This is a genomic window from Phormidium sp. CCY1219 (assembly GCF_035615515.1).
In the GTDB taxonomy this organism is placed as follows: Bacteria; Cyanobacteriota; Cyanobacteriia; order Cyanobacteriales; family Laspinemataceae; genus CCY1219.
In genome coordinates this window covers 1-14,829 of record NZ_JAJENT010000617.1, presented here as the reverse complement: position 1 = coordinate 14,829, position 14,829 = coordinate 1, and the positions used below count along the sequence as shown (strand labels likewise).

Here is a 14,829-nt window from a genome sequence, read left to right as displayed (position 1 = left end):
GTAAATCCAAGGCGGTAGGGGTTTCAATTTTAAGCAGTCGTACACCGGGAAATGGAGCCTTGTACTTTCTAAAAAAACGAAGTCCTGTCGGAGTGCTGTTTATGTAAGGGGGGGCGAATTCCTCCCCATACATAAATGACAGGGGTTTCCATTTGCCCCCCTTACCAACCCCTAATTTTCGATGAAGTGGCTTCGTGTTGACGGCAAAGTGCTCGATGTGGTTGCGGCATACACTTTTAAGCTAGGTGATGACAGTTCTGGGAAGGTAAAGCGTGACCCAAAGAACTATGGACTAGCAAAATTTAGCTCTGGCAAGCGCGATAACGGCGACCTGAATGGCGCGCTAATAGCTGCCAGAGGCATTCTTAAGCTCACGCGCAGAAATGACCGTGAGGCAACTCCAGCAAACGTTCTGGACGTTCGCCTAGAAGCTGGGCCTGTCTGTGTGACCTGTGGACTCCCGCAGTTCCAGGGCGCGCATTGTGACACCCCCACCGGGCGCAATTCAGGTGGGGGAGGCTTCATAAAAAGACTTTTGGCATTGGGACAGATTTATGAGACAAGTTTTCAAATTGAAGATGAAGCGGGCGGGAGAGTTATTCGATCGCCTGATAATTGCGACGATCGCGCTGATTGTGGGGATGCTGGTGGTGGCGGCACCGGTGGGAGCCACTGGGGTTTATCAAATGCCGAATCTGAACCCGGGCGATCGCACCTGGGTGATTGACGATGCCGAGGTTCTCAGCCCCCTGACGGAAAATAAAATCGGCAAAGCCTTGGAAAATCTAGCCCAAGAAACTGGGAACGAAGTTCGCTTCGTCACCATTCGGCGGTTAGACTATGGAGAAACGGCAGAAAGCTTCACCGACAAGCTGTTTGAGAAATGGTTTCCCACGGCGGAAGCGGGGGAGAATCAAACGGTGTTGGTACTCGATACCCTGACGAATAATTCAGCCATTCACACCGGGGAGCAAGTCAAAACGATTCTCAACGATGAAATCGCGCAAAGCATCGCCCAAGACACCTTGCAAGTGCCGTTAAGGGAGGGGGATAAGTACAATCAAGCCCTTTCCGATGCCAGCGATCGCGCGATCGCCGTCTTATCTGGAAAGCCAGATCCCGGTCCGCCCACAGAGGAAGATACCCTAAATGTGGAACGCACCTTTGCCACGGCGGAAGAAACCGACACCCAAAATGCCACAGTGGTGGTCGTGGTGTTGTTAGTGTTGGCAACCGTTATTCCAATGGCCACCTATTATTTTTATCAAGGAGGCTTTTTGCAGTAACCGAATTGCCCAGGGAACCATTGCCAATCCGCTACGGGTGGGCGCACCGCAGTGCGCCCCCTGGGGAGAAGCACTCAGAACCGATGGCCTCGCCTCTGCCGCAAAAAACATTTAATTTGCATACTATCCCCCAAATCTAGGATAAAGATTTTCCATGCGATCGCAGTCAAACCCGCGCCTCATCCACCGGAAATTAACGCTGAACATCAGGGTGCGATCGTTCTTCCCACCGCCTTATAAAAGGAGGTTTCAGTAAGGAGAACGCCCATTTTGAGGCTCTTGCCCCGGGAGGCGGGTCAACCGGGAAAGATGGAGTCCAAACACAGCCACAGAGACTCTGCCGAAAATGCAAATTAAATGATAAAGGAAGCAGGAAATCGTACCCGAGAGGGATTAATCCTGAACGTAGTCCTCGCCATTAACCAGAGCCATTTCAGCGCGGATAAATTCCCGCCCGAGATAAGCCGCATGATCGAGCATCGTTACCGGGGAGGGTTGAGTGCCTTCAAAAATTTTGACGCACAGCTCCTTGGCGCTTCTGGCGGTGTAAACCGTTTCCGGAGTGCGTTCCACCTTTGCGCGTGCGGGGATAGGTTTGCCCGTTTCCGGGTCTACCGCCAAACCGCGATCGTTAATTTCGTTACTGAAATGCTTAGCACAAATTAAACTGGCATCGCGATCGAGATAGATAATGAAATAGCCGCCCGGATCCAAATCGATATGCCGTTTCGACAGTTCTTCATCAAGGGCACGAATATTTTCCACAGTTTGATTCATAATCCGATGGGTGAATTCAACTTCTAGAGTAGCAACTGACAGGACTGAGCATCACAAACAGCCCTTTTTATCAGTCTAAAAGTCTAGGGGACATCACAAAAGAGGAGAATCATCAGATTTTAGAATTGTAAGAGAAGCCACAGAAAATAAAAAGCCCGAAATTTGCGCTTGAGGGGCGGGTGTCCTGAGAAGGGTTGCGATCGCAGATAGGGAAAAAAGGCAGGGAAGCAACCGCGATAGGCAACACCAGATTTGGGCAGACTGAATGGGGGGGGAGTAGATATTGCCCCCGTCTTAGGGCCTCAGAAAAAAACTTTACCTACAGTTTTCCGGCGATCGTGGCAACAGAACTGCGAGAGCCGATAAACTTGAGGCAGACGTACTACGAAAAAATTAGAATTTCATCATGCACATTGCATTTCTTAATCCCCAGGGGAATTTCGATCCCCACGACAGTCACCTAACCGAACATCCGGACTTTGGGGGCCAGTTAGTTTACGTCAAATATGTGGCGATCGCGATGGCAGAGCAAGGGCACAAAGTCGATATACTCACGCGGCAGATTATCGACTCCGAATGGCCCCAATTTGCCGACAAATTCGATTCCTATCCCAACGTAGAAAACGTCCGCATCATCCGCTTACCGGCAGGACCGAAACACTTTCTGCGAAAAGAATCCCTCTGGCGGCATCTGGTTAAAGATTGGGTGCCCAATGTCATGGAATTGTACCAAGCCGAAGGAGGCTTTCCCCATGCCTTCACCGCGCACTACGGCGACGGGGGGCTGTGCGGCGTTTTGCTCGAAGCGGCAACCGGGATTCCCTTTACCTTCACCGGACATTCCCTGGGTGCCCAAAAAATGGACAAACTGGAAGTTGCGCCGGAGAATATCGAAGGCATGGACAGACACTTCCGCTTTGCCCGTCGCCTGGTGGCAGAACGCCTGAGCATGAATCGGTCTGCGGTGAACATTACCAGTACCGAAGGGGAACGCTTCGAGCAATACAGCCATTATGCCTATCGCGGTGCCGTCAATGTCAAAGAGGACAAGCGGTTTTCGATTATCGCACCCGGGGTAGATGCCAACACCTTCAGTGCCAAAGTCACTTGCCCGTCGGAAGAGAAAACGCAGCAGATCGTGCGCGATCGCATGAAACGAGACCTAGACGAAGACCGGCTCGAGTTGCCAGTCATCTTAGCATCGAGCCGGCTTGCGCCCAAGAAAAACCTGCAAGGGTTGGTGGATGCATTTGCCTGTAGCGAAACCCTGCAAAAACAAGCAAATTTGGTGCTGATTACCAGCGGTTTGGAGAATCCCCTCCAGGAAGAAACCCCGGACGACGAAACGGAACGGGTGTTAATGCCGATCCGCAAAGTGGTGAAAGAAAAGAACTTGTGGGGCAAGATTAGCGCCTTTTCCCTGCCCGATCAACCCGCTTTGGCGGCTTGCTATCGGTTGCTTGCCCAGCGTCAATCGGTATTTGCCCTGACGTCTTTATTCGAACCGTTTGGCCTTGCGCCGTTAGAAGCAGCGGCGGCGGGATTGCCCTTGGTGGTGACGGAAAAGAGCGGTCTTAAGGAAATTCTGAAAACCGAACATCAGGAATATGCCATCCTGGTGGATCCCGAGGATCCGCAAGATATTGCCCGAGGACTCGAAGAGCTCATTGGCGATAAGAATCGCTGGAAAGACTTGCGATCGCGCTGTCAAAAGTTGGTGCTGAAAGACTACACCTGGCACTCCACCGGCAGAGAATATCTCAAGGTCATCGAAGAACTCTTACAAGAGCCAAATACTCGTCGTCCCGAAAAAGTGCTGACAATTCCCACCTTTTTCCGCAAACCGATCGCGGCGTTTGATTTCACTCTCGAACAGTTGAAGGAAATTTACTTAATCCCGGAACAGGCGGACAAAGAACAAGAATAAACCACCAGGGTGAAAAAGCGTTCGCCGATGGCGAACGCACCACGTTACTCATGCCGTCACTTCTACCGAGGAGATTTCGGCCAGATTAAAGGCGGCATGAATCGCTTGCAAAGCTTTGCTCCCTTCAGACTGCTCGACCACGCAGCTAACTTTAATTTCCGAGGTAGCGACGGAAAGGATGTTGATTTGCTCTTTTGCCAGGGCGTCAAACATCTGAGCGGCGACCCCGGGTTGGTTGACCATGCCTGCGCCGACGATGCTGACTTTCGCGATCGCCTCATCCACGAGAATCTCACCAAATCCCCATTCTGCGGCCACGGGGGTAAGGACTTTGCGGGCATCAGGGGCGTCGCTGAGGGCGATGGTAAAGGCAATATCCCGGGTGGGAATGCCATTGAGGATGCGACAGCGCTGAGATTGGATAATCATATCCACGCTAATATTTTTTTCGGCCAATAGGCTGAAGAGTTTGGCCGCCATGCCGGGGCGATCGGGAATGTGACGAATCGCGATCCGAGCTTGGTTGGTATCCAATGCCACGCCGCGCACCGGCGGGGCTTGGGGATCGGCAGCGGTGTAAATCCCTACCGCGTTGCCCTCCACTGGGGAAGAACTGACTTCAAAGGTTTGGCATAAGATGGCGATCGCGCGATCGCAATCTTCTGCATTCACCACACAGCTCACCTTCACCTCGGAGGTGGAAATCATCAGAATGTTAATTCTCGCTTCGGCAAGGGCAGAGAACATTTTCGCCGCCACACCTGGACGCCCGATCATGCCCGCACCGGCAATGCTGACTTTGGCAATCTCGCGATCGACCATCACTTCGGCTTCTTCCGGTGCGCTTTCTGGGTGGGTGCGAAGGGTCGGGGCGATCGCGGCGGCGACGGCTTCGGCGCGAACCAGGCAGTTTTTCCCTACGGTAAAGGCAATATCGTTGGTATTGCCTTCGTGAATGGATTGGATGATCAAATCCACGTTGAGTTCTTGGTGGCCGATTTCGCCAAATAAGCGCGCGGCGACTCCGGGGCGATCGGGCACCCGCAAGAGGGCGACTTTGGCTTGATCGCGATCGTATTCTACCGCATCTACCGGATGGATCAGTTCCAACCCTTCCAGGGGCCGGGGGGTGGGGGTGGCGGAGGTGACTTTGGTGCCCGGGTCCTCGGTCCAACTGGAAAGAACGACTAGGGGAACGCCATAGTTGCGCGCAATTTCTACCGCACGCGGATGCAGGACTTTCGCACCCAAACTGGCGAGTTCTAGCATTTCATCGCAGGTGATTGCGCTCATCAGTCGGGCATCGGGAACCAGACGGGGATCGGTGGTTAAAATTCCTGGGACGTCGGTGTAGATTTCGCAGCGATCGGCCTCCAGGGCTGCCGCGAGGGCGACGGCTGAGGTGTCGGAACCGCCGCGCCCCAAGGTGGTGATTTCTAGGTTTTCTCGGCTGGTAATGCCTTGGAATCCGGCAACGACTACGACTTTGCCTTGGTTTAACTGTTGTTTGATGCGATCGGTTTCGATTCGCAAAATCCGGGCGCGGCTGTATTCCGCTTCGGTGACAATGCCGACTTGCGCGCCGGTCATGGAAATCGCCGGTTGCCCGAGTTCTTGCAATGCCATGCTTAATAGGGCAATGGACACTTGCTCGCCGGTAGACAGCAACATGTCCATTTCCCGTCGGGATGGATTGGGGGAAATGTCTTTGGCGAGTTTCACCAGGGAGTCGGTGGTTTTGCCCATCGCCGAAACCACCACGACTACGCCGTTTCCGCTTTTGCAGGTTTTGCGAACTCGCTGCGCTACGGCTTGAATGCGTTCTACTGAACCTACGGAGGTTCCCCCGTATTTTTGGACGATCGGTGCCATAACTGCTTCCTTTGTTGACTGAGTTGTGTCTCCTTTACCGTTTGCTTTCGCTGGCATTGGCAAAGGAGAGGGTTTGGGATTGTTGTTTTAATGTCGCTCAAAGGGATTAGTGTAGCACCTAAGTTTGCCAATAGCGGATAGGAATGGCGATGGAAAATGGGTATCTACAGGTTATCCCATTGCAGCGCTCTAGGGTTTAATTCAGCGATCGCCTCCCTAGTTTCGGAAAAGTCTCGATAATCTCGGAAGTTTCACGCCTCCCTTTACTCAATCGGCAGTTCGATAATAAATTCGGTGCCTTCTCCCGGCGCTGAAATGCATTTTAATTCTCCCCCATGTTTCTCCACCACAATTTGATAGCTAATTGACAGTCCCAAACCCGTTCCCTTTCCTACGGGTTTGGTGGTAAAAAATGGATCGAATATCTTCGAGCTTATCTTCTCGGAGATTCCCTTTCCATTGTCTTTAATATAAATCGCCACTCGCGATCGACTTTCCTCATCCAGCGCACTGGCCTGATGGCGGCTGATGCGATAGGATTTTCCTTGGGGGGAATCTCTCCTTAACAGTTCCGTGCGAATGTGAATGCAGGGTGAGAAATTCTCGGTATTTTCTTCTCGTTCCCGCTTTTGCTTGTCTTCTAGGGCATCGATCGCATTACCGATAATATTCAAAAATACTTGATTGAGCAATCCGGCATAGCACAACACTGGCGGAATATCGTCATAGTCTTCGATGACCTCAATCGGCGGTTTTTTGCGCTCCATTTCGCTTTGCGAGTCCAGTCGGTTGTGCAAAATAAGTAGGGTACTTTTTATCCCTTCGTGAATGTCTACCCACTTCAGTTCTGCTTCTTCCAAGCGGGAAAAATTTCGCAGGGATAGCACAATATCGCGAATTCTTTCCGTGCCTACTTTCATCGAGGCTAACAGTTTGTGAACGTCATTGACTAAAAACTCTAAGTCAATTTCATCCGTCGCCGCTTGAATTTCTGGCGTGGCTTCGGGATAGGTTCGCTGATAGAGGAAAACTAATTCGAGCAAGTCTTCAAAATACTGACTGGCATGAGCGAGATTGCCGTAAATAAAACAGGCTGGATTGTTGATTTCGTGGGCTACCCCCGCCACCATCCGTCCCAAGCTGGACATTTTCTCGGTTTGAATCAGTTGGGCTTGGGTTTGTTGCAGTTCTTGAATGGTTTTTTGGAGTTCCTGGGATTTTTCCCGTTCTCGGGTTTCGCTTTCGCGCAATGCAGCCTCGATTTGCTTGCGCTGTTCTACTTCCCGGTGCAGTTGTTCGTGGGTTTCTAGTTGTTTGAATATGGTCTCGAAGGTCCTGGCTAGAAATTTTATTTCATTGGCAGGCATCGCCGGAGGCATGGCAAATCTCCCCGTATTTTGGCTGTCGAGCGCTGCTTTATGCAGGCATTTTAAGGGATGAAGAATGGTTTTTTGGATGAACCACCCCATGCAGAGTAAAATGAGGAATATGCCAGCAACTAGGGTGACGGTAGACTGGAAAAAGGTGGCCCAGGCGTCTTGCTGCATGCGCTCGAGATCCAGAATCGCGATCGCCAATGCCCGCCGCCCGGTTTCATCGAACAATACCCGGGTAAAGGGCAATATTTGCACGAAAACGCTTCGATTTCTCCATCTTAATTCCTGATGGGTTTTTTCCCCGCTTCTCGAGGCTTGCGCCAGGGCTGGTGTGAGTTCCGGTTTCAAAGCAAAGTAAAACCCTTCTCGTTCGATTGTGGAACTACTGGCGATGATTTTTCCATCTGCACTGACAATGGCAATTTCCACTAATGCGGGAAGGGTGGCATAATTCTGCACGATCTGTTGTAATTGAATGTTATTTTCAACTGCGATCGCGCCTTCTGTGGCAAATTCTAGCCCTTGGGCAATCGATTCGGCGCGTTTCTGAACCTGCTGCTCTAAGTCAGAATGAATCGAACGATAATTCAGCCATAGTGTGGTGAATCCCACGGCGATCAGGGAAATGCCAAATCCCGTGAGGAGTTGTCTGGATAAACTGCGCTTCAATTGCCAAACGTAATTGCTCAAGATTTCTCAGCCTCAATAGCAGCAGTAACGGGGAAAGGCACGGACAACGCATTTGCTCGGATTGAAGTTGCGATCGCTCCCCCGGCGGCGTTCATCAACGCTTGCTAGCATTACCCCCTTGTCATAGATTTTTGCCCCGATGAAATAAAACTTGCAAGCCTGTTGATTTTTCCCAGGGTGATGAAGGGAAGCCTTTCGGCAGAATCGGATTGGCGGGATGCACCCAATTCTCGATTATGTGCCTGCCAAAGCGGTTTGATAAAAAATGGCGTGGCTTGCGATCGACTTTTCGGGGTTAAATGTTTGCCATCTTTATTATCCTCTATAAGATTGGCAGATTTGTCAAGGGAAGTTGGGCATTTTTTTGGAAAAAATTCTTGAATAAATTGTAAAGGATTTAGCAGCAAAATCGCCGGGGTTTAGTTTGCGAAAGGAATTGCCGAGTGACTGCGGCGGGCGGTGAGGGGCGATCGCCTCTGGGCGGGAAAAGGGCATGATGGGGGTAAAATTTCTCCGAAAGGGGGTTTTTTGGCCAATTCGATACGAGTTCAGGAGAACCGATCCGCAGTTGGATTGAGCCTAGAGCCGAGTTAGATTAGGCTGGAATAAGAATAGGGCGAAACCTTGTCGCGATCGCGACTGTGGTTTGCCTGAAAATCTACTGACAAACGCTTAAAAACTATGCATGGTTCCAATATTTCTCGTGGGTTGCGCCAGATGAATCGCGCTTTTGTTAGCCTGCTATTGTCACTGCTGCTGGCATTCCATCCCCTGAGCGGATTATACGCCCAAGCCACCCCCACGGGGGGGGATGACGCGATGCCCACTCCCACCGATACCTTGGCGCTACAACCGAAGCAAACCCTGCGTCGCGGGGGTAGTTTCGTTACGGCGGCGGTGGAAACGATCGGACCTGCGGTGGTGCGCCTGGATACGGAACGAACGATTAGCCGTCGCGCGGATCCATTTTTTCAGGATCCCTTTTTGCGGGATTTCTTCGGTCCGAACGCGATCCCTGCCCCTCGGGAAGAATTGTTGCGGGGTCAGGGTTCGGGTTTTATTATCGATAGCAACGGTTTGATTCTGACCAACGCTCATGTGGTGAGTCGCGCGGATAAAGTGACGGTGACGCTGAAAGATGGACGCACCTTTGAGGGGGAAGTGCGCGGAACCGATGAGGTGACGGATTTGGCGGTGGTGAAAATTAACGATCCCGGAGAACAGTTACCGGTGGCTGCTTTGGGAGATTCGTCGCAAGTGCGAGTGGGAGATTGGGCGATCGCAGTGGGCAATCCTCTCGGATTAGATAACACGGTAACATTGGGAATTATCAGCACCTTAGAACGCTCTTCCTCGCAAGTGGGCGTCCCCGACAAACGGCTGGATTTCCTGCAAACGGATGCAGCCATTAATCCAGGCAATTCCGGCGGACCGCTATTGAACGAAAATGGCGAGGTGATTGGTATCAATACCGCCATTCGTCCCGACGCTAGAGGCATCGGATTTGCCATTCCAATTAATAAGGCAAAAGCGCTCACCGATGTGTTGGCGCGGGGCGAACAAGTGCCTCATCCCTATGTAGGCATTCAGATGATTACCCTGACGCCAGAATTAGCCCGACAGAACAATGAAGACCGCAATTCTACCATTGTGCTGCCAGAAGTAAATGGCGTTTTGGTGATGCGCGTCATGTCCAATACACCGGCAGAACGAGCGGGAATTCGTCGCGGCGATATCATTTTGTCGGTGAATGGCATTCCCGTAACCACTGCCGATCGCTTGCAGGATATAGTAGAAAATAGCGGCGTCAATCAAACGTTGCGCGTCCAAGTTCAACGGGGTTCGAGAAATTTAGAACTGCGGGTGAAAACGGCTCAATTAGAAAACGGGCTGAGGCGTTAATCATTCCTGACGCAATCAACAATTCGGAATGAGTATTCCTTCTGGAGGCAAGAGGCGCTCGCGCGTCTCTTTTTTTTGCCTCTTTTTTTCTTCCACCCCCCCAATCTCCTCAAACATTGGTAGTCTCATATACTAAACTCCTCCAATCGCAGCAGTAAAGACCAAAAAGCATCACTCTGGGGGTAGGGTTTACCGAATCATGTCTGCCGATTTACTTTGTCACTGCCAATAAAAAATCCTTTTTACCTGAATCGGCTTTACTAATTAACCTTGCAATTATAAAGCCAAAAAACCGACTTTTACACCGCTAAACCCAGGTTCGCAAGACAGTTCAACCTAGAACTAACTTCTCGGTTTGCCTCATAGCAAGGCAGATTCTAGGCAAGAAAAAGCCTCGAAATAACGGCGGGAAAAGCCACGGAGGTGGGAGAATGGCCAGAGGTACGGTTAATACGACTAGCCAGAGGTGGAAGATTGGAGATAATCTTCAGATGGAAAACCACAGAAGCGGTAAAATGGCAGCTAAACCTTGCTGAGTGCGATTTCGCCAACACCAGCATCGGCAATGCTGCGGAAAAATAGGCAACTGAGTGGGGTTATGCCCTAAACTCTTCCCATAGGTAGATGCTTTTCTACCAAAAGTTACGCTCGATTATTGACTGTTACTTACTTACTTTACACATTAGGAGAAAATACATGCGGATCGCTCAAGTTGCACCGTTAGCCGAGCGCGTGCCACCCCCGGGTTATGGTGGCATCGAACTGGTTGTGAGCCATTTAACGGAGGAATTAGTGCGTCGCGGTCACGAAGTGACGTTGTTTGCCTCCGGGGATTCTCAAACCCGCGCCAAGCTAGAATCTGTGGTACCTCGGGCTTTACGCCTCGAACCCACGGTGAAAGAGCCGGGGGTTTACGAGATGCTGCAACTGCGCCGGGTGGCGGAAATGGCCTCAGAGTTCGATCTGGTTCATTTCCACAATGGATACCTAGCGCTGCAATTTTCGGATTTGATGAAGTGCGGTGTAGTTCACACCCTGCATGGGAATTTTACCGCCGAGGCGCGCCTGTTATATCAGCAGTATCGCAATCTCGGATATATCAGCATTAGCAACTCGCAACGGGAAGGAGGCCCGGAACTCAATTACATTCGCACGGTTTATAATGGGATCTCTATCGATGCCTATCCCTTCGTGGAGAAGCCACAGGATCCGCCGTATTTGGCCTTTTTAGGCCGACTGTCCCCGGAAAAAGGCATCCAACATGCGATCGCGATCGCCAAACAAACCGGCTGGCACTTGAAAATTGCTGGCAAAGTAGACCCGGTGGATCGCAAGTTCTACGACCGAGAAATCGCCCCCCTCATCGACGGCGAGCAAATCGAATATCTCGGAGAAACCACCCACCAAGAAAAGGTGGAACTCCTGGGTAATGCGGTGGCTACTCTGTTCCCCATCACCTGGAGGGAACCTTTCGGTTTGGTCACGATCGAGTCGATGTGTACCGGCACCCCAGTGATTGCCATGAATTTAGGGGCAGTTCCCGAAATTATCCTCGATCGCAAAACCGGGATTATCTGTAACAGCATTGAGGAGATGATTGCGGCTATCCCTACTGCAGAACAATTAAATCGGCAAATTTGCCGAAATCTCGTGCAAAATCATTTTAGTATTGCTAAAATGGTAGATGGATACGAAGCCGCTTACCAAAAAGTTTTGGCGTCTAGCATGAATCGCAACGGTTACGTCAAAAATCCAATGGCGATCGCCTCGTGACCATCCCAGCTCGAATCCGGAGGAAAATGAGTATGAAAATCAACCAATGTCCTTGCTGTAATAACTCTTTGTTGCGCCATTTCCGAAAAGGTGGATCTTACTGGTTCTGCACCAACTGCTGGCAAGAAATGCCCTCCTCGGTAGAGGCGGAAAAAGCGCCAAATAGCAAGAACCTCAGTACCTCGAAATCCCTTTCCCTGTTGACCAAAAGCAGCGCTTAATCCCGCTGAATTGTCTACCGAAGGGACAAGCAATCCAAAAATGGCAGGGTTTCTCTAGTCGATGGAATCCGTCAACCTTCTTAACTGAAGAAATGACAAACACAACCACGATTTTCGCTTCACACCTGACACCAATATAGCTAAACTGGATAAAGCAGAGTTGGGCAGTTTGAATTAATTCAAATCTCAATTTTGCCCCTTACCCATGACAGCAATTTAATTGCTGTTCGTGGGTGGCTTTTCCCAGGCTAACATCCGTTTATCGCCAATTTGATGGCCAATATGAGAACCGCTATATATAAGCTATGGCGATTCGGTATTGGTAGATTCTTCGATCGCAGAAAATCCTCGACGGGCGGGGAGAGACTCGGTGGGTTGCACTTGAAAGGTAACGCGATCGCTGCGGTTTCCACTTTTCACTTCCAACGTCCATTCGCCCACCGTTAACGGCCAAAATATCGAATCGCTAGACTCGGTAATCGCAAGGCGTTGTTTCCCCTGACGCCCCACAATCCACCATTCCACCGGGGTTTCCGGGATGGCGGCCAATTTTAATTGCAAGCGGGGGTTATCTTGGGTGCGATCGCGAATAAAATAATCGTCATTTTGCGGAACGACAATTTTTAGGGCGTCGCTGGCAAAATTGGGCGGATTATGTCGGGATAACCATTCATTATAATCATCGGATAAGGTAAATTCCGCCTCCTGGTTGTAGGCGGTTAAATCTTCCGGGGCGAAGTATTCCAACACCACAGAGGAACACTCCTCCGTGGGTTTTAATCCAGTTGTCGCACAAATCGGACGTTGCACCATGTTTTCCGGGGGAGGAAAGGCGGCGGGTTCCCTGTCTTGGTGCAGGTGTAACATGATGCGATTCCACAGGGGGGCCGCACCTCGCACGCCGGAGACTTTTTTCATGCGATCGCCGCTAAAATTTCCCACCCAAGTGGCGACGGTATAATCCCGCGTAAATCCCACGGTCCAGGTATCGCGAAAATCCGAAGAGGTTCCGGTTTTCACGGCGGCGGGAAAGGGCAAACTCAGCACCGAATCTACGCCAAACGCTTGGGCGCGGGCGTGGCGATCGCTCAACATATCGGTAATCAGCGCCCAATCGGCGGGAGAGGCGAGAGAGTGCGGAGAATCGGGGGAGGGGATTTCCCCTTCTTTCCCGCCGTCGGTGACGGAAAGCGCAATCCTCTCCCCTTGACGGGCGATCGTCACATACGCCCGCGCCAATTCCCACAAGCTCACTTCGCCGCTACCGAGGGCTAATCCCAATCCGTAATGTTCCGGCGATTCAGTGAGACTGTGGAACCCTAGCTCCTGCAGGCGCAAGAGAAAAGTCGCCACGCCCACGCGCTCTAACACCCGCACCGCAGGCACGTTGAGCGAATTGGCAAGCGCCACCCGCACCCGCACCGGACCTAAGAATTTTTCGCTGAAATCTACGGGACTGTATAGTTTGGCACCGGGAATGGCATAATAGGTGGGAACGTCGGCTAAAATGGTGTGGGGTGCGACTGCGTTTTTTTCTAAGGCGAGTTGGTATAAAAATGGCTTCAGGGTCGAACCCGGTTGGCGCAAGGCTTGCACCCCATCGTTGCGCCCCAGTTGCGCGTCGGCGAAGTAGTTGGGAGAACCGACATAGGCTAACACTTCCCCGGTGGGGTTGTGGATGACTAAGGCGGCGGCGTGATGCACGTTATAGGGGGCAAGGGCGCTCACCACATGCTGCACCTGCGCTTGCACGAATTCCTGCAAGGGGCGATCGAGGGTAGTTTGCAGGTGAGATATATCGTCGGGGAGTTGGTTGGCAAGCCAAAAGAGAAAGTGCGGGGCGGCGAGAATGCCGCGATCGGGCAGTAACAGTTGGATTTCCTCTGCATGGGCGCGATCGGCTTGGGTGGCGGTGATGTAGCCGTCTTCTACCATGCGCTGTAGCACGTATCGCTGCCGATTTTTCAGCGATCGCCAGTTGTAATTGGGGTTATACTGGTTCGGATCGTTGGGAATCGCAGCCAGGAGGCTGGCGTGAGCGAGGGTGAGTTCCGAGGCGGGCAACCCGAAATAAGTGCGAGATGCGGCTTCCACGCCGTAAACATTCCCCCCCATCGGCAAGCGGTTGATATAAGCATGCAGGATTTCCGCTTTGTTCATCCCGGCAACCAGTCGCCAAGCCATCCATACTTCTCGCACTTTATTGGGCAAGGTGCGCGGGGCCGGTTCCAGCATCCGCGCCAGTTGCATGGTAATGGTGGAAGCCCCGGAGACGATTTCTCCCGCTTGCAGGGCTTCCAGGATAGCCCGGGCGATCGCTTGCCCGTCTAAAGCACCATTTTGGTCGTATCGCTTGTCTTCGGCGGCGATAATCGCCTGGATAAAGTGGGGGGAAACGCGATCGAGTGGCACGACTGCGGTGCGGTCTTGGTTCTGCGTGAGAATGGTGCCCAACCGCAGGGCGTTGCGGTCTGTAAAGGTGATGGCTTGTTCCGTCTGGGCAATGTCTGACGCCCGAATTGGAGCGAGATAGGGAAGCGATCGCACCGTCACCCCCAGCAAACCCAACGCAAAGATAATTTTTATAGAACGCCGAAATCTGGCATTTCTGTTGTGCCAAAATTGCGTGAGTTCGGTGAGTTTTTGCATGAGTTTAGCCTCGCGCGATCGTCCCTCGGTGGTGAAACCAGACCCCCGGCTTTTCATTTTATCATGGTTGAGCCACTTTCGGGGCAAATCGTCCTCTAGTAATCCTATAAAATCCTCCAGAATCCTCATAAAAAGAATGAGTCCGCTTACGCGGACTCATTTTCACAGATATTCCTATTTGATATTAAGAACATGCCAAAATTATTAGAGTGTAGGTATTTCCCCAAGTATTGTCTCACCTGTTCCTTTTTCTGATTGGGCAAATAATATTAGTAAGGACGCTCTCTGGTTGGTTCTATAAACAGCGTATTCGCCCTGACAAAGCAATAGGTTTCGTATCCCCCATCCACCTTCAG

Annotated in this window: 9 protein-coding genes; 4 read left to right on the top strand and 5 right to left on the bottom strand. The window is 51.5% G+C overall.

Annotated features, from left to right (window positions below; genetic code table 11):
- The first annotated feature begins 554 nt into the window (after positions 1-554).
- Positions 555-1,286, top strand: coding sequence for a photosystem II repair protein Psb32 (gene psb32 / locus LKK83_RS17415; RefSeq protein WP_324632525.1), 732 nt, complete (start codon positions 555-557; stop codon positions 1,284-1,286).
- 393 nt (positions 1,287-1,679) lie between these two features.
- Here psb32 and LKK83_RS17410 read toward each other — a convergent pair whose 3' ends face one another.
- The gene (locus tag LKK83_RS17410) at positions 1,680-2,063 is read right to left on the bottom strand and encodes a DUF4346 domain-containing protein (RefSeq protein ID WP_324632524.1); all 384 of its coding nucleotides are present in this window, start codon (positions 2,061-2,063) and stop codon (positions 1,680-1,682) included.
- Positions 2,064-2,469: 406 nt separating this feature from the next.
- On the opposite strand from LKK83_RS17410, the gene LKK83_RS17405 reads away from it, so the two are divergent.
- Positions 2,470-3,990 (top strand): glycosyltransferase, encoded by a 1,521-nt coding sequence (locus LKK83_RS17405; protein ID WP_324632523.1) that lies wholly within the window; start codon positions 2,470-2,472, stop codon positions 3,988-3,990.
- A 48-nt stretch (positions 3,991-4,038) separates the two neighbouring features.
- On the opposite strand, the gene LKK83_RS17400 is transcribed toward LKK83_RS17405, so the two are convergent.
- The 3 genes from LKK83_RS17400 to LKK83_RS17390 all read right to left on the bottom strand — a co-directional run bounded on the left by LKK83_RS17400 (position 4,039) and on the right by LKK83_RS17390 (position 8,335).
- On the bottom strand, positions 4,039-5,862 hold the full coding sequence (locus LKK83_RS17400; RefSeq protein ID WP_324632522.1) for an aspartate kinase: 1,824 nt from the start codon (positions 5,860-5,862) through the stop codon (positions 4,039-4,041).
- A 263-nt stretch (positions 5,863-6,125) separates the two neighbouring features.
- A complete protein-coding gene (locus LKK83_RS17395; protein ID WP_324632520.1) occupies positions 6,126-7,928 on the bottom strand; it encodes a sensor histidine kinase in 1,803 nt (600 codons plus the stop codon).
- A 110-nt stretch (positions 7,929-8,038) separates the two neighbouring features.
- Positions 8,039-8,335 (bottom strand): hypothetical protein, encoded by a 297-nt coding sequence (locus LKK83_RS17390; protein ID WP_324632519.1) that lies wholly within the window; start codon positions 8,333-8,335, stop codon positions 8,039-8,041.
- Positions 8,336-8,609: 274 nt separating this feature from the next.
- On the opposite strand from LKK83_RS17390, the gene LKK83_RS17385 reads away from it, so the two are divergent.
- Positions 8,610-9,830: an HhoA/HhoB/HtrA family serine endopeptidase gene (locus tag LKK83_RS17385; RefSeq protein ID WP_324632517.1), complete on the top strand. Its 1,221-nt coding sequence runs from the start codon at positions 8,610-8,612 to the stop codon at positions 9,828-9,830.
- A gap of 696 nt (positions 9,831-10,526) precedes the next feature.
- Positions 10,527-11,603, top strand: a complete 1,077-nt coding sequence (locus LKK83_RS17380; RefSeq protein ID WP_324632516.1) for a glycosyltransferase family 4 protein — start codon at positions 10,527-10,529, stop codon at positions 11,601-11,603.
- Between the two features lie 524 nt (positions 11,604-12,127).
- Here LKK83_RS17380 and pbpC read toward each other — a convergent pair.
- A complete protein-coding gene (pbpC, locus tag LKK83_RS17375; RefSeq protein WP_324632526.1) occupies positions 12,128-14,473 on the bottom strand; it encodes a penicillin-binding protein 1C in 2,346 nt (781 codons plus the stop codon).
- Between the last annotated feature and the right edge of the window lie 356 nt (positions 14,474-14,829).